The organism is Paraburkholderia susongensis, from assembly GCF_900177725.1.
Taxonomy (GTDB): Bacteria; Pseudomonadota; Gammaproteobacteria; order Burkholderiales; family Burkholderiaceae; genus Paraburkholderia; species Paraburkholderia susongensis.
In genome coordinates this window covers 16,378-37,075 of sequence record NZ_FXAT01000007.1, presented here as the reverse complement: position 1 = coordinate 37,075, position 20,698 = coordinate 16,378, and the positions used below count along the sequence as shown (strand labels likewise).

At 58.4% G+C, this 20,698-nt stretch carries 17 protein-coding genes and 2 pseudogenes; 8 read left to right on the top strand and 11 right to left on the bottom strand.

Going from position 1 to position 20,698, the window contains the following annotated elements; translation table 11 throughout:
• Positions 1–25: 25 nt before the first annotated feature.
• Complete coding sequence (locus tag B9Z01_RS21035; protein WP_085486604.1) at positions 26–1,471, bottom strand: MFS transporter; 1,446 nt, start codon at positions 1,469–1,471, stop codon at positions 26–28.
• A gap of 17 nt (positions 1,472–1,488) precedes the next feature.
• On the opposite strand from B9Z01_RS21035, the gene B9Z01_RS21030 reads away from it, so the two are divergent.
• On the top strand, positions 1,489–2,397 hold the full coding sequence (locus B9Z01_RS21030) for a LysR substrate-binding domain-containing protein (RefSeq protein WP_085486602.1): 909 nt from the start codon (positions 1,489–1,491) through the stop codon (positions 2,395–2,397).
• A gap of 239 nt (positions 2,398–2,636) precedes the next feature.
• On the opposite strand, the gene B9Z01_RS36800 is transcribed toward B9Z01_RS21030, so the two are convergent.
• The 3 genes and pseudogenes from B9Z01_RS36800 to B9Z01_RS21015 form a co-directional block, all read right to left on the bottom strand.
• On the bottom strand, positions 2,637–4,922 hold the full coding sequence (locus B9Z01_RS36800) for an autotransporter outer membrane beta-barrel domain-containing protein (RefSeq protein ID WP_338047396.1): 2,286 nt from the start codon (positions 4,920–4,922) through the stop codon (positions 2,637–2,639).
• Between the two features lie 552 nt (positions 4,923–5,474).
• Positions 5,475–5,742 (bottom strand): annotated as a pseudogene (locus B9Z01_RS21020) (IS3 family transposase); the annotation flags it as partial.
• Between the two features lie 110 nt (positions 5,743–5,852).
• Positions 5,853–6,611: a carbonic anhydrase family protein gene (locus tag B9Z01_RS21015; RefSeq protein ID WP_085486600.1), complete on the bottom strand. Its 759-nt coding sequence runs from the start codon at positions 6,609–6,611 to the stop codon at positions 5,853–5,855.
• Positions 6,612–6,806: 195 nt separating this feature from the next.
• On the opposite strand from B9Z01_RS21015, the pseudogene B9Z01_RS37065 reads away from it, so the two are divergent.
• A pseudogene (locus B9Z01_RS37065) lies at positions 6,807–6,917 on the top strand (VF_A0006 family four-cysteine protein); the annotation flags it as partial.
• A gap of 77 nt (positions 6,918–6,994) precedes the next feature.
• On the opposite strand, the gene B9Z01_RS21010 reads toward B9Z01_RS37065, so the two are convergent.
• Positions 6,995–7,921: a LysR family transcriptional regulator gene (locus tag B9Z01_RS21010; RefSeq protein WP_085486598.1), complete on the bottom strand. Its 927-nt coding sequence runs from the start codon at positions 7,919–7,921 to the stop codon at positions 6,995–6,997.
• Between the two features lie 131 nt (positions 7,922–8,052).
• Here B9Z01_RS21010 and B9Z01_RS21005 point away from each other — a divergent pair, with 131 nt between their 5' ends.
• Positions 8,053–9,447, top strand: coding sequence for an MFS transporter (locus tag B9Z01_RS21005; protein WP_085486596.1), 1,395 nt, complete (start codon positions 8,053–8,055; stop codon positions 9,445–9,447).
• A gap of 192 nt (positions 9,448–9,639) precedes the next feature.
• On the opposite strand, the gene B9Z01_RS21000 is transcribed toward B9Z01_RS21005, so the two are convergent.
• Positions 9,640–10,209, bottom strand: coding sequence for a CGNR zinc finger domain-containing protein (locus B9Z01_RS21000; RefSeq protein ID WP_085486594.1), 570 nt, complete (start codon positions 10,207–10,209; stop codon positions 9,640–9,642).
• Between the two features lie 72 nt (positions 10,210–10,281).
• Between B9Z01_RS21000 and B9Z01_RS20995 the strand changes: the two genes are divergently transcribed.
• A complete protein-coding gene (locus tag B9Z01_RS20995; protein ID WP_085486592.1) occupies positions 10,282–11,469 on the top strand; it encodes an MFS transporter in 1,188 nt (395 codons plus the stop codon).
• Positions 11,470–11,673: 204 nt separating this feature from the next.
• Here B9Z01_RS20995 and B9Z01_RS20990 read toward each other — a convergent pair whose 3' ends face one another.
• A complete protein-coding gene (locus B9Z01_RS20990; protein WP_085486590.1) occupies positions 11,674–12,129 on the bottom strand; it encodes an RrF2 family transcriptional regulator in 456 nt (151 codons plus the stop codon).
• A 102-nt stretch (positions 12,130–12,231) separates the two neighbouring features.
• On the opposite strand from B9Z01_RS20990, the gene B9Z01_RS20985 reads away from it, so the two are divergent.
• From B9Z01_RS20985 to hpnJ, 4 genes are all read left to right on the top strand, one after another.
• Positions 12,232–13,137 (top strand): NAD(P)/FAD-dependent oxidoreductase, encoded by a 906-nt coding sequence (locus B9Z01_RS20985; protein WP_085486588.1) that lies wholly within the window; start codon positions 12,232–12,234, stop codon positions 13,135–13,137.
• A 313-nt stretch (positions 13,138–13,450) separates the two neighbouring features.
• Positions 13,451–14,179, top strand: coding sequence for a class I SAM-dependent methyltransferase (locus B9Z01_RS20980; RefSeq protein WP_085486586.1), 729 nt, complete (start codon positions 13,451–13,453; stop codon positions 14,177–14,179).
• A 393-nt stretch (positions 14,180–14,572) separates the two neighbouring features.
• Complete coding sequence (locus B9Z01_RS35645) at positions 14,573–14,770, top strand: hypothetical protein (RefSeq protein WP_167387542.1); 198 nt, start codon at positions 14,573–14,575, stop codon at positions 14,768–14,770.
• Positions 14,771–15,400: 630 nt separating this feature from the next.
• Positions 15,401–16,822 carry a hopanoid biosynthesis associated radical SAM protein HpnJ gene (hpnJ, locus tag B9Z01_RS20970; RefSeq protein ID WP_085487099.1) on the top strand — a complete coding sequence of 474 codons (1,422 nt, stop codon included), beginning with the start codon at positions 15,401–15,403 and terminating at the stop codon, positions 16,820–16,822.
• A 136-nt stretch (positions 16,823–16,958) separates the two neighbouring features.
• On the opposite strand, the gene B9Z01_RS20965 is transcribed toward hpnJ, so the two are convergent.
• The 4 genes from B9Z01_RS20965 to B9Z01_RS20950 form a co-directional block, all read right to left on the bottom strand.
• Positions 16,959–17,573, bottom strand: a complete 615-nt coding sequence (locus B9Z01_RS20965; RefSeq protein ID WP_085486582.1) for an APH(3') family aminoglycoside O-phosphotransferase — start codon at positions 17,571–17,573, stop codon at positions 16,959–16,961.
• Between the two features lie 157 nt (positions 17,574–17,730).
• On the bottom strand, positions 17,731–18,750 hold the full coding sequence (locus tag B9Z01_RS20960) for a serine hydrolase domain-containing protein (protein WP_085486580.1): 1,020 nt from the start codon (positions 18,748–18,750) through the stop codon (positions 17,731–17,733).
• A gap of 229 nt (positions 18,751–18,979) precedes the next feature.
• Entirely contained in the window at positions 18,980–19,549 is a 570-nt protein-coding gene (locus B9Z01_RS20955; RefSeq protein ID WP_085486578.1) for a YdeI/OmpD-associated family protein, read from the bottom strand.
• 146 nt (positions 19,550–19,695) lie between these two features.
• Positions 19,696–20,469 (bottom strand): SDR family oxidoreductase, encoded by a 774-nt coding sequence (locus tag B9Z01_RS20950; RefSeq protein ID WP_085486576.1) that lies wholly within the window; start codon positions 20,467–20,469, stop codon positions 19,696–19,698.
• Between the last annotated feature and the right edge of the window lie 229 nt (positions 20,470–20,698).

Here is a 20,698-nt window from a genome sequence, read left to right as displayed (position 1 = left end):
CTCGACTCAGATGGATGACGGGCGCTCAAATCGGCTGCCTGGTTTTATCGCGAATGAACAGAAGCGATAGTGTGGAGACCGCTACGCAGATCATCGTGTAATACGCTGGGGCCAGCGTCGATCCAGTCACATGGATCAGCCAGACGGCACTCGTCTGTGCAAAACCACCGAATACCGATACGCCAACGCTATAGACAACAGACATACCGCTCGCGCGAAGGCTCCTGGGGAACATCTCTGGAATCATCGTGATGCTGGGTGCTGTCGTAAGAGCGGAGAACGTGCTCAGTACGGCGACGGCGACCATCAGGTTGACGGGAGTCGGATCGAGGGAGATCCAGCGGAAGGCAGGATACAAAGCCACGATCAGCCCGATTCGGGCGTAGAGGATTACCGTCTTCCGACCAAACCTGTCGGATAGAATCCCCGCGCCAATCGACGCAACGCACACAACCACGCCTGAGACGATCGCGGCAGCCAGCGCATTCGACGGCGCCATATGAAGCACGCTTATCGCATACGTCGGCATGTAGAACGTCACGATATTGGCGCAGACCGTGCTCCCGATGATGAGCAGTACTCCGAAGCAAATCGAAGGAAAGTGGTGCTTGAACGCGTCAAGTACCGGGCTTCGTGCCGTTGCGGTCGCGTTCGTGAGCACGCCGGAGTCATGATGCGGCTGACCTTCGGCCTCAGCCATTCTGGTCCGGAGAGCAAGGGCCACGAAGGCAATGCAAACACCGCAGTAGAACGGCACCCGCCATCCCCACGACTCGATTTCACTGTTCGACAGATTGTGATTGATGGCAAATGCGACCAATCCGCCCATGACTACGCCGAGTCCCTGACTGGCGAACGAGAGGCTGCCCAGCAGTCCGCGCCGGTTAGGCGAGGCCGACTCGACCAGAATCGTGGTCGCCGTGCCCACTTCACCGCCGGCCGACAGCCCCTGTAGCGCGCGTCCGACGACGATTATCAGCGGGGCGAATCCGCCTACCTGGGCGTAGGTCGGCGCGAAGCCGATCACGGCGCATCCCGCCGCCATGAGCAGAACCGTTGCGGTCATGGCTTTCTTGCGCCCATACGTGTCGGCAATCGAGCCGAATATCAGCCCACCGACCGGACGGATCACATACCCGACTCCATAAGTCGTGACCGACATCAGCAACTGCATGTACGGCGATAGCGACGGAAAGAACAACTTCCCGATGACGATGGCGAAAAAGCTATACGCGGTGAAATCGAAGAACTCCAGCGCGCTACCGATCGTCGCGGCAATCACCAACGTGCGTGTGCTCGCGGCCTTCCGGGCATCCGGCACCTCAATAGCCAAGCTCATATGTTTCACGTCCGCGTCCTTCGCCGAGAAATTAAAGTTCGTTTTCCATTTGTCAGGAAGAAGTGTGCTAACGTCAAAAAATAACGAAAAGACAAAAAACGAGAATTTTTTGTACAAAAAGTTGTCACCCATCTTCGGGAAAGTGACGCATGAAATCTCAGCACCTCAACTTCTTTCTGGCCATGGCCGAGCACGGCAGCATCCGCGGCGCGGCTCGGGCGCTTGGCCTGACGCAACCTGCGGTGACGAAGACGGTCAGGACGCTTGAAAAGGAAATCGGTCTGCCGTTGATTCAACGGAGCATCAGCGGCGTGGTGTTGACCGAGCATGGTCAAGCGCTGCTCAAGCACGCACAACGCATCGACAACGAGATGCGCCGCGCCAATGAGGCAATGGCCGCGAGGAAGGATGGCCATGGAGGCGTAGTACGTGCGGCGGTGAGTGCGTCCGCCGCCATCACCTTGATCCCGGCGGCGCTGGAAGAATTCACGAAGCGTCTGCCGCGTGCCCGGCTTTCGTTGATCGAGTCTTCTGTAAAAAGCGCGCTGAACGGACTGTTCGACGGCAGTCTGGATCTGGCCGTGCTACAACTGGGCCCCGGCGATTTTCCCCCGCACATCCAGACTGTCCCGCTCTTTGACGTCGAGCAACGGATTGTCGTTAGAAAGGGGCATGCTCACCAGCACGCAACATCGTTCGGTGAACTGATCGATTGCAAATGGGTGGTGCCGCAACACCCGGACTGGCGCGGAGTTTTTACTTCCCCGAGCTTCTGGCCGGAGTCGCTACTGCTCCCGGCGACACTGGTCGAGTGCACATCACTAACCATCGCGCAGTCTCTGGTTCGGGATTCCAACTTCGTCAGTATCTTTCCTGAGCCTTCCGTTCGTGTCGCGGGATTGGCGGCGAATATCATTCCGGTCAATGTCATCGAGCCGCTCCCGACGTTGCGAATGTCGATTATTTACAACGCGGAGACCACAGCTACCGATGCGTCGGATGTTTTCATGACATGCGTGAAGGCGGCCGCCAGCCCCGCTCATATTCTTGTGACTTGATCCCGCGTGCGGGATCTGGCCATGTTTAATCTCGCCATCGACAGCAAGCTTCGGGCAGACGCAAAAAGCTCCGGTCATCTCAACCATGAATTGCGTCCGCAGCGTGTGCAGCGGACGCAATGCCGGACCTTCTCAAACGCGCAAGCCAGGTATAAAAACGCTAGCGCTTACGCATATCGGCGTATAGACATGCTGATGAAGTGGCGATCGTGAATACCGACTCCGGTGTCCGCATCGGCTCAAGTATCAGGATTCGCTGCGACGAAGCTCTGGAACGCACTGTAGGTCGGCTGGATCGGTACCAGGCTGTCCGTGACGATGCCGTACGTGTTGTCACCGCTGTCCAACTCGTAGTACATCACCGACTGAATCGCATCGGTCTTGCGTGCCGCATAGAATTCGCCGAGTTGCTGCGTGACGTAGCTCGCGCGGAACGTTTCGGTATTCTCGGGGCTGGCGTTCCACTCGGAGATGATGAACGGCACCCCATAGCGCGCCTTGCAATAGACCGGCAGGTTGAAGCCGGGACGGGCACCGTCCGTGCCCAGATCGAAGATATCGCCGTAAGGCTGATAGTTGTGCCACGTCGTGATGTCCCAGCGCACCCGAGGGTAACCGCTCGTTCCATCCGGCTGCAGGCCATCCCAGAGCATGTCGGAAGCGCCGATATCAGCCACGCAGAAGTTGATGCCGCACCTGGCGTTCGGCTGCACGGACTTGATGCCATCGATCATGCCGCGCATCGCGCCGCGCATGATCGGCCAGTTCGCGTTGTTGAAGTCACCGCTGCCTGTTCCGGCCGTTGCCGAATTCAGGATGATCGCTTCGTCGCGGGTCAGTTCATTGCCACATTCGTACATCGTGACGCCATACGGCGCCAGCGCCGTGGCAATCGCGGCAGCTCCTGCGAATGAAGCCTGATAGGCCGCCGATTCACTCGTGTACAGGTTGTTGTTTGCGTCACGGAGCCCGTACTCGACGAGGGGGAAAAGCGTCAGTCCGGCGGATTTGAAAGCGCTCGCCAAGGCCACCAGCGAGTTCAACTGAGTTGGCGTGTTGACACAGCCGACGCGATACGTCGTGCACCCTAGCGCGCGCACGGCGCCGACGGTCTGAGCGGGCGTAAACGGATAATTGTAGTGCCCGTTGATGCCGTAGAACCCACCCGGCGTCGCCGCCGCGGCGATACGCGGATCCGTACACGGTAACCAGTTGCCGTTGCAGGTCAGGACAGAGAACTGCCCACCCGTGCCCGACTGGAAGATCATGCCGCCATACCACAACAGCAGGCTCACGTTGGAGGAGTCCGGATCCTTGACCTTGTTCTTGTAGATATAGCCGTTCGAAAGCGTCCAGATGTTGCTGGATTTGTCGATGATGTAGGCGGCAGGCGAAATCGTCGTGCCGTCTGCCGAAGTGCCTCCGAGGCGCGGATCGATACACGATGTCCACCCCGACCCAAGCCACTGATAGAAATCCCCGCCCGTGTTTTCCTGGTACACGCTGCCGTTGTACCACAGCAGCATCGCGACGTTGTACGAGCCGGGATCTTGCGTCCCATTCTTGTAGATATACCCGTTGGAAGTCGTCCACACATTGCCTGCGGCGTCGACGATGGACGTCGCCGGAGGGGTTGTCGTGCCGTTGGCCGAAATATTACCCCCGAGGCGAGGATCGACAGAGTTCGTCCACCCCGTCCCAATCCACTTATAGAAATCCCCGCTCGTGTTCTGCTGGTAGACGCTGCCGTTGTACCACAGCAGCAGCGCAACGTTGTACGAGCCGGAGTCTTTGAGCCCGTTCCTGTAGATATATCCGCTGGAGGTCATCCACAGACTGCCGTCGGCGTCGACAATGGAGGTCGCAGGCGGGGTTGTCGTGCCGTTGGGCGAAGTGCCCCCGAGGCAGGGATTGGAAGATCCCGTCCATCCCGACCCAATCCACTGATAGAAATCCCCGCTGGTGTTCCGCTGGTAGACGCTGCCGTTGTACCACAGCAGCATCGTAACGTTGTACGAGCCGGGGTCTTTTGTTCCGTTCTTGTAGATATACCCGTTGGAGGTCGTCCACACACCTCCGGAGGCATCGACAATGGCGGACGCCGGCGGGGTTGTCGTGCCGTTAGCCGAAGTCGTGCCGTTGGCCGAAGTGAGGCGCGGATCGACAGACTGGTTCCACCCCGACCCAAACCACTGAAAAAACTGCCCGCTCGTGTTTTCCTGGTAGATGCTGCCGTTGTACCACAGCAGCATCGTGACGTTATACGAGCCGGAGTCTTTTGTTCCGTTCCTGTAGATATACCCGTTGGAGGTCGTCCACACAGTGCCGCCGGCATCGACAATGGACGCTGCCGGTGGGGTTGTCGTGCCGTTAGCTGAGGAGGACAGGCTGGTCTTTGCCTTGGCCGCACTGCTGTTGCTGCCAGGCGTAGTGGCGTCGCTGTTGCTACCGCCACCGCACGCCACCAGTACATAGCTGCTTGCAGCTGCCGTCAGGCAGCCGAGGAATCGTCGTCGATTAATCACAGAAATAATCCGCGCCGGAAGACCCGGCCAAATTCAGTTGGGAAGCACTCGAGTCAAACGGGTCTCACGTGCGCTACAAGTTCATCTTTAGTTAGGCTTACTTATTAATTAAGCGACAATACGATATCGCGGCGGCTCCCAGACGTTTATCAAGGCGCCGCGTTTTCTATCGAACTGCTTGTCGGAGGAAATCCGATTACGGGAGCGATACTCGCTTGACCTGTCCTTCCGCAGTAAGCGAGCAAATCCGCAAGAAGAATAAGCGAGACGGCAATAATTACCTTTTTGCCGTCTCGACAGGCAAGAGATACTACTTGGATGTCGGCAGGAAGTGGGTTTGAGCTTAGAGCTCAGCTGAAAATAGGACTATTCTTCCGATAAAAACGCGGCCGCAGGTTACTTTTTCCCGGTCGCCCGGTCTGAAGAGACGAACACCCGAAGAGTTGCTGTCCGCGTACGTAGAGAACGAAGTTTGGAGCGTACGTGGGCTCGATATGGGCAAGCGGCTGTCGCGCTCGACCGTGGGTGTGGTTAGCTGATGCGAGAAGCTGCCGCCTGCCTTGAATTTGCGCTTCTGTCGGCAGTGCAGCCCAAACTTTCTGCGCGGTCGTTTTATGCGGTGCACGCCAACTCGCACACCGTGCTCGTCGAGATATTTCTGCAAACGCTCGGGGCCAAAACTCTCACCTGTTCACTGATGCGCGGCGAGCACTTCGGCTTCCAGGCGCGGTCCCTGTCGTGCCCGCAACGACAGCGTCCACTTGCGCCACGCGTAATAGCCGCTCACCGAAACACCCCGCAGCCGACACAGCGGCGGGACCCGACTGGCGCGTCGCCTTCAGATCTCAGTGAGAAGTACTTTGCCAACTTGAAAACGGTTCAATGAACGGCTTGATTTGCCTCGCGGGCGACGCAGGGTACCAGCCTTGGTCAGGACATGAATTCGACCTTGCCGGTGTTCAGGTGATACATCGCACCCACGATTTTTATCTTCCCGTCCTTCTGCATCGAGGCCAGGATTTCGCTCTGCTTGCGCAGGTCGTCGATGGTGTTCTGCACATTGGTTCTCGCGACCATATCGACGAACTCGGGGTTGCTGCCGGTTCGTACGCCGTCGTATTTTGTTGCGTCTACAGCGGGTTTGATTCTGGCCAGGAGTCCAGTCAGATTGCCAAGCGTGACGTTGTCGATAGCGCCCTTGATCGCGCCGCAGCTGGTATGGCCCATGACGAGCACGACCTTCGCGCCGGCTGCGGCGCAGGCGAACTCAAGGCTTCCAGCCAGATCCTCGTTGGTGACATTTCCCGCTATCCGCGCGTTGAAGGTCTCGCCAATCCCGGTGTCGAGAATCAGCTCGGCGGGCGCGCGCGAGTCAATGCAACTGAGGATAACGGCAGCCGGAAACTGTCCCGCCGCGCTCGCGCGCTTCTGGGCCAAATAGTCATGTGCATGGGCTTTGCCCGAACGGAAGCGCTCGTTGCCGTGCTTCAACCCTTCGATGATCTGATCGGGAGTCAGGCTATCGCGCTCCTGCTTCGTCATCGCAGCGGCCATGGCAACACTAGGCGCGGAGAATCCAGCGGTACCGGCTGCCCCCGCCAACGCGATACCAAGACCTGTTTTTAAGACTGAACGCCGGTTCGTTATCAGAGAGTCCGAGCAACCACATTGGCCAGTTTTACAATTCATATTCGTTCCCCGACAAGTGAGATGGACAAGTCGTACAGTCTATGTCGATTTTTGCAAGAATCCCAAGGTCTGTTTCTGAGTCGTTGTATCGATCGGGCGGGAAGCGTATGCCGTTCATGCATTCGTTTCATGGTATTCCATGAAAACGTAGTGAGTTTCGGTTTCTCAAACAATGGTGTTTGTATTGACGCCTCACCTCGCGAAAAAACGTATCACGTGTGTGTCTTGCAGAATGTGCCGGGCGTGAGAGACGCATTCGCGGTTGATGAGATCCTGCACGCGTGTCGACGTCGGAATCAAATGTGAACTTCCACTAATGAGCGCCTCCACATGTCCCATGTAGGGCGATGTTCCGGGTCCGATACTGGGCGGGTACTTCTTTTTCAATCACCGTCATGCGTTGACGCGTCACCACCAAAGCGCTCGACCATAAATTCGATAAAGCTCCGAAGCTTCGGCGATATTTGTCGCTCACGCAGATACAGCAGATTCAGCGGCCGCTCAGGGGCGGCAAACTTCGGCAGCACTTCGATCAACCGCTTTGCACGCAGATCGCCGGCGACCAGAATCGCGGGCAGCATCACGATGCCGAGACCGCGCAACGCTGCCCGTCGCAACGCTTCCGAATTATCGATCTTCAATCTGCCGTCGACGGGTACGCTTATTCGTCCTTCCGGACCTTGCAGGATCCATTCGGGCTGCGCCGCGTGCCATTCCGAGCGCGGTGGATACGCGTACGTCAGGCACTGGTGCGACCGCAGCGCTTCGGGCGATGACGGCATACCGTGCGCTGCCAGATACGCACGTGACGCACACAGCACAAGCCGGTAAGGCCTGAGACGCCGCGCCACGAGATCCGGATTGCCCAGCGCACCGATGCGAACCGCCGCCTCGAAGCCGTCGTCGATCAGATCCGATAGCGCGTCAGAGACGACGATATCGAGCTCCACCTCGGGATAGCGCTCGCAGTAATCCGCGATCACCGGAATCAGGCATTCGTTGCTGAAGACGACGGGCGCGGTTACGCGCAGGCGTCCGCGCGGCGTTGCGAGATGATCGAGCGCGAGCCGTTCCGAATCGTCGATCAGGCCGAGGATCTCGACACATCGTTCGTAGTAAGCCTGGCCGAAAGCGCTGATCTTCTGCCTGCGCGTCGTGCGATGGATGAGCCGCGCGCCAAGCCGCGTTTCCAGCGCCTGAAGATGATTGCCGACCATCGTCGGCGACAGTTCGCACGCCATCGCGGCCGCCGTCAGGCTGCCGGTTTCGACTACACGCACGAAGACGGTCATCGCTTTGAGAAGGTCCATTCCCCCATAATAATTGGTTCTGTTGTCATTCAGCGGCCGTTTATCCAGTTGCGGTTGCGAAATACAGTCCACTGCATGCGACGAGCGCGGCCCATCCCGGTCCGCATCGCTCCACTTCATGCACGCGGATCATGCGCAGACACCTCGTTCCACCGGCTCGATCATCAAATCTTGCCTTGCTCGCGACGAGCCTCGGCTTCGTCATCATCTGTCTCGATGTCACGGTCGTGAATGTCGCGCTCGCGCGAATACGCGAGGGCCTCGCCATCGATTCGACGGCGCTGGAGTGGGTCGTCAACGCGTACACGCTTGCGTTCGCAAGTCTGCTTCTGTCCGCTGGTGCGCTGGCCGACCGGTTCGGCGCACGGCGCGTGTTCGTCGCGGGCTTCGCAGTGTTCACCTGCGCGTCGGTCGCGTGCGGGCTGTCGGGCGGCGCGACAATGCTGATTGTGTCGCGCCTGTTGCAAGGCGTCGGCGCAGCGCTATGCGTGCCGTCGTCACTGGCGCTGCTCGGCGCCGCGTTTCCGGAGCCGCACGCGCGGGCGAAGGCCGTCAGCATCTGGGCGGGCACGGCGGCGCTCGCGCTGGGCGCGGGCCCGCTGGTCGGCGGCGTGCTGGTCGACTGCTTCGGCTGGCCGGCGATTTTTCTGATCAACATGCCGATCGGCATTGCCGGCATCTGGCTCACGCTCGCCCATGCGCCCGACACTGTGCGTCACGCCGCGCGTCGCATCGATCTGGCCGGGCAGACGCTTGCCATCATTACCCTGGCCGCGCTGACATATGCGGTTGTCGAGAGCGGCACGCGAGGATGGACGAGCGTGACCGTGATGACGGGACTCGCCGCGGCGGTCGCGACGGGCGCTGTGTTTGTCACAGTCGAGGCACGACATACGCAGCCACTGTTGCCTCTCACGCTGTTCCGCAATGCCGCGGTGAACGTGAGCGCGATAACGGGGCTGTCGCTGAATTTCGGCTATTACGGACTTATGTTCGCCATGAGTCTGTTCTTTCAGAACGCGCGCCACGACACGCCGCTCGAAACCGGCCTTGCGTTTTTGCCTATGACGGCAGTGGTGACCGTCGCGAACATTGCGTCCGGCACGCTCACTGCCCGTTTCGGTTATCGCCTGCCGATGGCCTTCGGTCAGGCGCTAGCGGCGCTTGGCTATTTTTCGCTGGTGTTCGTGCATGCGCAGAGCAGTGCTCTGGCGGTGGCGTTGCCGTTACTGGCGGTCGGCGTCGGGGTGGCGCTTGCGGTGCCATCGATCAATACAGCGGTACTGACGCACGTCGACCCGTCGTGTATCGGCATTGCGTCGGGCGTACTGAATACAGCGCGCCAGATCGGTGGCGTGGTGGGAGTGGGCGTGTTCGGGTCGCTTGTGCGACCGGAGCTCAACGATCTTGCGGAAGGGTTACATGTCGCTGCGATCCCTGCCGTTGTTGTGTCGCTTTCGAGCCTCCTGACTATAGTCCTCGGCTTGAAGACATCCGGATCATTGGTCACGGACGGCGCTGGCTAAATATGGCCGCTGATTGGTGCTCACCGATCGTTCGCGAACGGCGGGAGGGGAACGACCGCTACCGACTTCGGCGAACGCGTACTATCGACTCACAAGGGACGGTCAACTTGCCGCAAAGCCGACGTTCAAATTGATTGAGGTGGTCAGCCAGACGAGGGACATAGTTACAACCATCGGCCGAAAAGCATTGCATCAGGTAACGCGGGCCTTCATTGCTTCACGAGCGCGATACGCTGTGACTTTCGCGATGGTACCGCACGCCCGACCGTCCGGACCTCCTTTTGTCATTCCGCACCAGCGTTTGCCGCCATTGCGCGTGTGATCGTAGAAAGCCCACTGGCAATCGGGACACGTCTTCAGACGCGCCCACTCGCCTGACGCGATGGCATTTGCCACTATGGCCACGATATAACCAACGAAGCTTGCTTCCGACGATTCGATAGTCAACTTCGCGGCGCCACCTATCCATCGGGTTTTCACACTCAGTGCAGCGCTGTCGAACCACTTATTCAGTGCGTCTTCACTGGAGCTGTCTCCTTGACATGCGCTGCGCAGATCAGCACGCAGCCGCAGTAGTCTGCCCAGAGCGTCATTTCTCGATCGCGATTGGTGCGGGAACTCCTTGCGCCACACTTCGCGCGTGCGTGCCAATTCGGGCAGTGCATCTGTTTTTTCACGCGTGTCGTTCGGAATCGACCAGGTGTTGATGAACCGCCGCACGACTTCAAGCTCTCCCGGCGCAGTCTGATTGTGATCCGGCATGGTGTCTCCGTGTTGCAAAGGCGCGAAGTTTACGTAACCATTAAAATACTACGATGGTTACAAGGACACAAGATGTTCGCCAAGACCCATGCAACCAGTCCAGCTTTTTCACGTGACATCCGGGTGTTGTTGCGCATGCAGGGTGTGATGAACGCTTCGCACTTCATGACCGTTCCGCTTCTCGCGTTGTACATGTCGATGACGCTGCGTTTCAGCCCGGTGGCGCTTGCAAGCGTAATGTCGGCGAACCTGCTCTCCGCCCAGGTGTTGCCGCTGATTGCCGGCGCGGTCGCGGACCGCTTCGGCTCCCGGCGAATGATGGCGTTGGGGCTTTGGTTGAGAGGGCTGGGATTTCTCGGATTCGGCGTCACGAACAACGTAGCTGCCTGGGTGTGTTTTGCCTTCGCGGCTGGTTCGGGCGTTGCGTGCTATGAGGCCGGTCTGTATGGAATTTTCGGTCGCCAACCGAAGGCATCGCTTTCCGCCCTGTTCGCCGCCAACAACCAGATGCTGAACATGGGGGTCGCGGTTGGCCCGATAATCGGCGGACTAATGGGCCTGGTCGATGCCCGTTTCGCGTTCGCCGGAAGCACCTTTTTATTCGGCTTGCTTGGCGCAACCGTCTTTCGACTAAAGGTCGAACTTTCCGAAACATCGGATCGCCGTCCCGTTCTGTCCAGTCTCCGCGCGGCGACGACCAACCGGAATCTATGGCGCTTGATCGTAGCTGCTTTTCCGTGGTTCTTTTTGTTCCCGCAGCTTTACGTTGCGTTTCCACTGTATGCCGGACGCCTGGCAGGTCCGCACGCGGCATCCGCAGTCTATGTGGTGAACGGGGTAATCGGACTGGTTTTCATGCTGGCGGCAAAACGCTGGCTCATCCGGATAGACCCCGTCACCTCAACCATGTATGCCTACCTGGCCGCCGCAATTGCTTTCACCAGTGTGGCTGCATTCGACGGCCTCGGTTGGTTCCTTTTATTCATCGCCGGATACACGATCATCGAAACAATCATGCTCCCGGCGTTGGAGACTTTGACAGCATCGTTGGCTATTGACGGAAGCCAGGGGACGTTCTTTGGCACACTGAGTGCCGCAGGGGCACTGGGTGGTGCCGCTGGCTACTACTCCGGTAGCTGGCTCATTCTGAACGGAACTACGCTTGAAACCTGGGTGATATTTGGCAGCGTCGGAGCAATCGGCTTCGCCGTATCTGCACTGATACTTCCGGCGATTCCGCGCCAGATGTCTCTTGAGTAGGCCAGTGGGAACAGTACAGTGGATTCCAATAGAAGCTAGCGGCGAACGCTCATTCGAGTGGCAAGCTTGAATGTCTCTTCATGCTCGAACTGAGTCGGCCGACATGTAGCTCAGTACGGCCCAGCCTGCCCCGCAACTTCCATTGCGCAGCACAAGTACGGTTTCCACACAGGCTCGGCCAGGAAGCGACGCTCGGTCGATGTCTCAAGTTCGAGTTGTCGATCGAGATAACTTCGACCGAGACGCCGGAGCCTCGAATTCGCGCGCCAACATCGCGATGGTGACCTTCCCGAATTTTTCCAGCACGACGGCCTCAGCTTCGACAAGCGTCGCCGAAAGATGCTTGTTCACCACTTGTTCGACCAGACATTCCGGGTGGTCCTGGGAAACAAGGTCCGAGAAAAGCGGAGGTTCGCCGACCGCGCGGTAGACGTCCAATAGCGTGATGGTCTCGAGCGGTATGGCCAGCACCCAACCGCCTCCGTGCCCCTTCTCCGACGCGACGTAACCCATCTCGCGCAGACCGCTGAACAAGCGCCTCACAACAACGGCGTTCGTGCAAAGCATCTCGCCGAGCGCTTCGGAAGTAAGCGGGCCATCCGCATGCTTCATGTGAATCAACGCGTGCAGGACGCGAGATATGCGGCTATCGGTTCTCATGCTGGGGGAGCATCTCACGAAACTTTTTAAGTTGCATAAAAGTGTAGCACGACGCTATCATGCAACTTATTACGTTACGTGATATGTGAGGAGTGAAGCCGTATGGATACGCACTACGATGTCATCGTGATCGGCGGCAGCTTCGCCGGTCTTTCAGCCGCAATGCAACTGGCGCGCGCGAGACGGCGTGTGCTCGTGCTCGACGGAAGACGCCCACGCAATCGATTCGCACCACACTCGCATGGATTCCTCGGACAGGACGGCAAGGCGCCGAGCGAGATCATCGGCGAGGCGACGGCACAACTCGCGGCGTATCCGACGGCTCGCGTCGTGACGAGCGAGGCATGCTTGGCGAAGCGCGTTGATGATCGATTCTTCGTCACGCAAAGCGATGGGAAAACGTCAAGCGCGAATCGATTGATCCTTGCGACGGGCGTTCGCGACGAACTGCCGTCGCTGCCCGGTCTCGAAGAACGCTGGGGTGTATCCGTGCTGCATTGCCCGTATTGCCATGGTTATGAAGTCGCGGACAAACGGCTCGGCGTCCTGGCGACGCATTCATTGTCGATTCATCAAGCGATGCTTGTTCCCGATTGGGGACCGACGACCTGGTTCACGCAAGGTATCGTCGAGCCGACACCCGAAGAGGCCGTGTTGCTCGATACTCGCAACGTGCTGATTGAACGGGTACCCGTTGTCGAAGTGCTCGGCGATGCCCCCAACATGACGGGGTTGCGTCTCGCCGATGACCGCGTCGTCGATATCGATGCGCTCTTCGTGGGGCCGCGTACGCAAATGACAAGCCTGCTGGCCGGGCAGCTCGGCTGCGCGTTCGACGAAGGCCCACTGGGCCCGATCATTCAGGTCGACGATTGGAAACAGACAAGCGTTCCGGGCGTGTTCGCCGCCGGCGATGCGTCGACCATGTGGACTAACGCGACGTTCGCATCGGCCGCGGGCGTTGCGGCGGGCGTTGCAGCGCATCGCTCGCTCATCTTTGGCTTGTAGGTCGCGGCGCTGGATCGCGGTCACGGCAGCCTCCAACGCGTTGGGTGCGCTACACGACCATCCGCTGCCCACGTTCGTCGAACGTTTCTGGAGGCAGTGCGGTGGCTCACTCCGGAGCTACCCATTCTTCGCCAGCCTGTTTGCGGGCTATGGTGATCAACAGGAGAATGACAGTTGTGCCGGGAAAAGAGGCGTATAACCAGTTGGATACGGAACGGCGACCACACTCATCGCCACCTTTGGCTTCGCCCCTCTCGGACGCGGTCTGCCTACTTGCCCGCGAGCCTCGTCCCTTATCACCTCGGAGCAATACATGGCGCAAAACATCTACGACAATCCGGATTTCTTCTCGGGCTACAGCCAAATCCCCCGCCAGGTGCATGGGCTGGACGGCGCTCCCGAATGGCACGCGATCCGAGCCTTGCTGCCCGATCTGGAAGGCAAACGTGTCGTCGATCTGGGATGTGGCTTTGGCTGGGCCTCGCGCTGGATGCGCGACCAAGGCGCGACATCGGTTCTTGGACTCGATCTGTCGCAGAATATGATTGAGCAAGCCGAGGCGAAAACAGTGGACGCCGCCATTAAGTATCGCATCGCCGATCTCGACACGCTGGAGCTGCCCGAGAAGGCGTTCGACCTCGCTTACAGCGCGCTGACCTTTCACTATATTGAGGATTTTGGGCGCCTCGTGCGCGTAATTCACCAGGCACTCGTTCCAGATGGGCGTTTCGTTTTTACGATCGAACATCCGATCTTCATGGCAGCAGCGCATGCGCACTGGACCAGAGATGAAGATGGCCGCAAAACCTGGCCGGTCAATGGATATTCAGTCGAGGGCGAACGTCGGACGCACTGGTTTGCTGAGGGCGTTCTGAAATACCACAGAACGCTTAGTACAACACTGAACGCGCTAATTGACGCGGGCTTTGAAATTCGACAGCTCGATGAGTTTGCTCCGACACCCGAGCAGATAGAGCAGATGCCGCAATTGGCCGAAGAACTGGAACGCCCCATGATTCTGATTGTGTCTGCATCCACATAGATGGCGGGTATTGTTCGAGTTGGTCAACCGCCGTCAGGCAGCGATCGGCCACGATCAGACATTCGATGTCGAAGCCTGAATCGTCGACAATCCGGACTGCGAAGCGCGTATATTCACGCCCAGATCGTCACAGGTAGAAAACTGCTGCGCCGCCCCTTGCACACGGACACCGCAAATCCAGAAACCGAATTCCAGACACGAAGAACGAGCTTCCTCGACGCGGACGTTCGTCGACGACTACGTTGAAGGGCCCAGCTCCAGCGTTACGCCAGCACCGCGGATCACTTGCATGAAAGCGACCGTATCGCCGACAGCAGCGGTAGCCTGCTCTGCAAGCTCCCATACGTGCGTGGACTTTTCGGCGCTCGCCATCATTGATTCGAGAGCGTCCGAATGAGCGAACCCGTGAGCTACCGCCACCCCGAGAACGGCATCCAGAACGCGTCGGGCCGCCGCCCGGGCATCGACCGGCGCCAGATGCGCCCGGTTTGCAAGAAAGCCTGCCATCAGCAGAAATTCGGCTGGGCTGATGTGCCGTCCATTGCCAACAGGCACCCCGGCGGTATTGCCGTGATCTGGCCTCATACATAGCCTCCCGCTTTGGAGCACTGAGCGCTGTGAACGCGCGGATCCGTATCGTTGCTGCCGATGGCCGTTCCGCAAGGGTTTCCCCGGCGGCCGGGTTGCTGTGTGCGGCACCGCACGCCGCTCGATGTCAGGAGCAATGTGTCGGCGAGGCATCTGAACGCTGCGACTCCCTCACCAGAACGAACTGGGACGGACGATGTGTGAAGTGGAGCCCTGCAGCGCGTCTGCGCGCTCGTATGTGGATTCACCGCAATATAGTACAGAAAGAATCACTAGCGCCGACTCGCAGCCTCTGTGCATCTCGCTGTAACGACCGACATTTGAAGGTGCGAATTTTTTTACCGTGTCACGATTGCAGGCTGTAGTATCCTTGATCGGCTCCTGCTCCCATCTAATGGCCACAGCTTTGCTGCTTCACGTCAACTGCCGCCCGCTTCCGAAAGGATGACAATGCATCGAGACCAGGCCTGTTTGTCCCGCTGGACCCGCAGGAGGGAACGGCGTCTATAGCAGCCATCCAGCAAGTATCAGGTTTTTGAAGGCATTGCAACAATTCGCGAGCATCGCCGATGCCTGGCGAGTCCCTTTGGAGTGCTGATCTCGGTCGAGCGGACCATTTTTTCGAGGGTATTCATGAGAACGCTGTTTCTGCAGGCACCTTCATTTGACGGCTTCGATGGCGGGGCGGGCTCACGTTTCCAAACGAAGCGCGAGATCCGGTCATTCTGGTATCCGACGTGGCTCGCCCAGCCCGCGGCGCTGGTCGAGGATAGCCGCCTCGTGGATGCTCCCGCAGATGGTTTATCGCTGGACACAACTCTCGACATTGCCCAGGAATATGAACTGGTCATCATTCATACGAGCTCTCCATCGTTCGCAAGCGACGTTCAATTCGCGGAGCATTTAAAACGGCGTAAGTCCTCGATCCTCATCGGTATGGTCGGCGCAAAGGTAGCCGTCGATCCTCACGGCTCACTGACCGCGAGCGATGCTCTCGATTTTGTATGCCGCGAAGAATTCGACTTCACGTGTCGTGATATCGCGCAGGGGCTTCCGTTCGAGTCGATTCTCGGCCTCAGCTACCGTCTGCCCGACGGTGCAATCACGCACAACGAAACCCGGCCGATTCTTGAAGACATGGACCAACTTCCGTTCGTTGCGCCCGTCTATAAGCAACACCTGACAAGCAAGAACTACTTCAGCGGCTATCTCAAGCATCCCTATGTATCGCTCTACACGGGCCGAGGCTGCAAATCCAGATGCACCTTTTGTCTCTGGCCACACACGGTCGGGGGTCATCGTTATCGCACACGCTCGGTCGAGAACGTCATCGAGGAAGTGAAATGGATCAGGGACAACATGCCCGAGATCAAGGAGATCATGTTCGACGACGATACCTTCACCGACCTCAGACCGAGAGCCGAAGAGATTGCTCGCGGCCTGGGCAAGCTGGGAGTGACATGGTCGTGCAACGCGAAAGCGAATGTGCCTTATTCAACCCTCAAAGTGATGAAGGACAACGGGCTGCGGCTCTTGCTCGTCGGCTACGAGTCCGGTGACGACCAGATCCTCGTGAATGTCAAAAAGGGGCTACGGACCGATATGGCGCGCCAGTTCAGTGACGATTGCCGCAAGCTTGGCATCAAGATCCACGGCACGTTCATTCTGGGGCTTCCCGGCGAGACGCACGAAACGATCGAGAAGACGATCCGGTACGCGAAAGAGATCAACCCCCACACGATCCAGGTGTCGCTTGCGGCGCCCTATCCGGGTACGGTCCTTCATAAGCAAGCGGTCGAGAATGGATGGCTTAATGACGGTAAGGTCATCACCCTCATTAATGACGCCGGCACCCAGGCTGCCGCTATCGGCTATCCGCACCTCTCACGCGAAGAGATCTATCGTGGCGTGGAGGAGTTCTACAAGCGTTTTTATTTCAGACCATCGAAGGTCTGGGAAATCGTTCGCGAGATGCTAATGAGTTGGGAGATGATGAAACGGCGCCTGCAAGAGGGGGTGGAGTTCTTCAGATTTCTCCGGGCGCGCAAGGCATGACGAGCAGGACCAGGACGAGGCTCGCCAGGCAGGCCGAGGAACTGTCTGCGTCGATTACCCGCCCAGCGCAATGATTGCCGTCATCAGCAGAACGCCCAGCGCGGTCAGTGCAAGATCTTGATAGCGGTCCTAACGCCTAGCGACCGCAGTCGATGAAGCCAGTGAAGTTACTTCCGTTGGCCATGAAATTCGGCAGGCAAGCGTCGCCGTGGATCACTACAAGGTCATACGTCTCCGGGAGCGTCGACAGCAGATCAGCGAGCACATCCGTAGCGGTCTGTCCTTGCCGTTCATTGTCGAAGTCTGCCTCGTCAATGAGCCCGACGTTGACACGATTCTTGGCGGCTGCGATATGCTCCTCCAGGCGATGCTCGAAAGGGCATACTGCGATCGGCACCTCGTGGAGGATACGTAGTGCCATCGCCAACATTCCCACGATTTGAGGGGAAGACAAGTCGTTGGCATTGGCCAGATCGAGCCCGGGAACGGCCGTCATCAGGAGCCAGTGGCGGCCATCTTCTGTCGCATCACCAGGCACAGCCCGTCCAGGCACATCTAGCCGTTTCATCCACCGAAGGCGTTCAACCTCGCCAGCAAGCTCACTTGGCAAGCCAGTGGGTTCGGACTTTAGAAATAGCTCTTCCCCGCCGTCGCAACGGATGCGAAAAACTTCCGCTCCCGATTCTCCAATAACTTGTCGTTCGATAAGTGCCCCAGCGAATCTTTCATGCCACTTGATCGGGATTTGCATGTCGTCATTACATGGGTTCCTAGCGGAGCTTACATAAGTGCATCGGCAAGCTTGTGGACGATCCAGAAATATGCATCGAGTGCGAGCACGAGCGAACGGCTGCTTTGGAGCGGGTCGATTGACTGCTCCGAGTCGACTTTAGTCACCCGCGAATACATCAAAGGCTACCGATCCGAAGCCATCCGACGGCGGGATGCTCGCCGGGAACCGCTTCTGGCAAGACCTTATGGACCAGTCTCATGCCACGGTCTGAATTGGCGAACCAGACCACCGCATCCTGCGTTGCACGATTGGCGAAAACAAGCGCCCGGAATCCCGGGTTGTTGCCCCAGTGAAAGAAGCAACCTTGAGACGGTTCGAGACCCCAACCCAATCCCCAAGCAACGTTCAGGTCAGGCGAACTTTGACCGATGAGGTCTTCGGCGTCGTCGCCTTGCCGCGTATTGACTCGTGGCACGAACCATTGATCGTAGCTCGCGGCCGTCAAGCCTCCGCGGGCCAGTATATGCTGGACGAAGCTGATGTAGTCGGATGCCGTCGTTAGAAGCGACCACGAGGCTTGCGCCGTTTGTACTCGACGCTTAGGCACCGGCTGGCCGTCCCACTCATGGCCTTGCGCATGATTGACCGCAAAGCGCTCCTGCCACTCCAGGCTCGAATGACGCATGGCCAATGGGTCGAATATACGCTCTCGCGCCAACATTTCCAGCGGGCTTGCGCTTACTGCCTCCATCGCGCGCTGAAGCCATGCAAATGCGGTGCTGCCGTAACTGAACCGCTCGCCGGGATTGAAATACGTGCGAAGCGGAGTTTTGTCTCGGACAATATTCGGGAGGCCGCTCGTGTGTGTCAGCACATGAAACGCCGTTATCCGCCGAGAAATCGAGTCGCCTGGAATGAACTCGCCACAGATGTCGAACAGGGGTTTTTGCAGATCTAATAGCCCTTCTTCGGAAAGCTGGAGTGCGATGTGGGCGACGAGCGGTTTTGTGAGAGACGCAGCCTCAAAGACGGTTGCCGCATCGACACTGGAACGGTCGTGCACACCGCGAACGCCGCAATAATGCTCGGCAATTCTCGTCCCCACACGAAGGGCGGCAAACGATACGCCAGGAATTTTGCCGCTCGCGGTGGTTTCCACCAGAAATCGGTTGAGGTCGATCATCGGTTCAGGCATCGACAGGCTGATTGCCGGATTGTACCGGCTGCGACGCCGGGAAAGCTTCCGGCGCGGTTCGTCTCACCTCGGCCAAAATCCGACACTCCGCCAAATTTTCGTAACGGCAGGTCACGCTCGAACAGCGGCCAGTGAGATAAATAAACCGAAAGCCAGCATCGATCGACGCTCGCCAGCGTTGAGGTGTGGCAAGCGCTGCGGGTTGCCCACCCTGAGCGCCGCACCCGGTCTAGGGATAAACGGTTTCGCCGCGATTCAGCATGCCGATGAACTCCTCGATCTTGCGCACCCGTGTCGCGGGTTTTTTGGCATTCTGGATCCGAAACAGGATGGCGTAGCGGTTTCGGCCGTTCAGTGTCGCAAAGAACGCGCTGGCTTTGGGATTGGCATCCAGTGCGGCCTGCAGATCGTCCGGCACAACCGAGTTGCTGGCGGACGTATAGGCAGCCTCCCAGCGGCCGTCCTCCCTGGCTTTCCTGATCTCTTGCATGCCCGATGGAAGCATTCTGCCTGCGGCGATCAGCGCTTCGGCTCTGTCTTTGTTGAGCTTGGACCAGATACTTTTTGCGGAGCGTCGAGTGAAGCGTTGCAACCAGTACTCTTCACTTTCAGTCTGTTTTTGACCGTCGATCCAGCCATGACAAAGAGCACTTTCCAGCGCCTGTTCGTAAGTCAAGGTTGGCTGCCCGGCGCCCTTTTTGGCGAGGCGCAGCCATATCCCGCTGGAGGTATCGCCGTTTTGATTCAACCAGTTTTCCCATTCATTCTGGTCAAAAAATGTCAGACGAGGTTCAGTCATGGCATGGTCCGAATGTTTGCATTCAGTCAGCGAGGCTTTTTTCGTTCACTGAGAACTCGCAGATTACCGATTTGCACGGATTTGGGAATACCCATCCCCGAGGATCGACACTTCTCTCCTCCAGAAGAGAGATTTCGTTCGCGCGCTTACTTGGTCGTATAACCGCCGTTTATCAGAATGGTTTGCCCCGTAATCCACCATCCGTCGCTGACCAGATGGCGAATGAAGGGCACCACATCCTTGATGTCAGTCAAACCCGTCGTAGAGAACGGCGAGAGCGCGGCGGCGGTCTTGTGGTAAGCCACTGCTTCCGCGCCTTCGGCGGGATAGAAGAATGGCGTGTCCATAGGCCCGGGGCCGACGGCCGTGACGGAGACGCCGCGCGCGCCGAATTCCTTGGCCGCTGCCCGTGTGAAATGCTCGACCGGAGCCTTGGTGCCCGCATAGGCAGCATAAAACGGCGTGAACGCGCCAAGTAGCGACGTGACGAGCGTGACGATCTTGCCATTGTCGTTGACGTGCTTGCCTGCTTCTTTGAGAAAGAAGAACGCAGACTTGGAATTCACCGCCGTCATCTCATCGTATTCAGCCTCGGTGATGTCGACGAACGGCTTCTTCAACACCTTACCTACCGTATTGATCGCAATATCGGGGCGGCCGACGGCGGCGACGACATCCGAAAACAGTTTCTCGACCGCCCCGGCCGAGGTCAGATCGGCCTGGAAAGCGACTGCGGTGGCACCTGCCGACTCGATCGCCGCAAGTGTCTCGTCCGCTGCGGCCTTTGAGCTCGCGCTGTTGTAGTGAATCGCCACAGCCGTGGCGCCCTGTGCAGCAAGATCCCGTGCAATCAGCCCGCCAAGATTTTTCGCCCCGCCCGCAATGACGATGATTTTGCCTTTGATGCTGTGGTTTGCCATGTTTCATCCCCCAGTGCTGAAGCCGCCCTATGCAGCCTCTCATCCTGTGGATGATATATTCCAGAAAAACCGTTTAAATCTGCTTTTTCTGACATCACTGGTCAGAAAAGTCGAACAGTAAAAAGGCGTGCCTGGGCATGGCTGCGAACGAGACTGGTTGTGCGTGCGCGTGCCGAAGCGATGGACTGCATTCCGCGCAGAAACCTCGACACGCCGTCGAGCTGCGCGC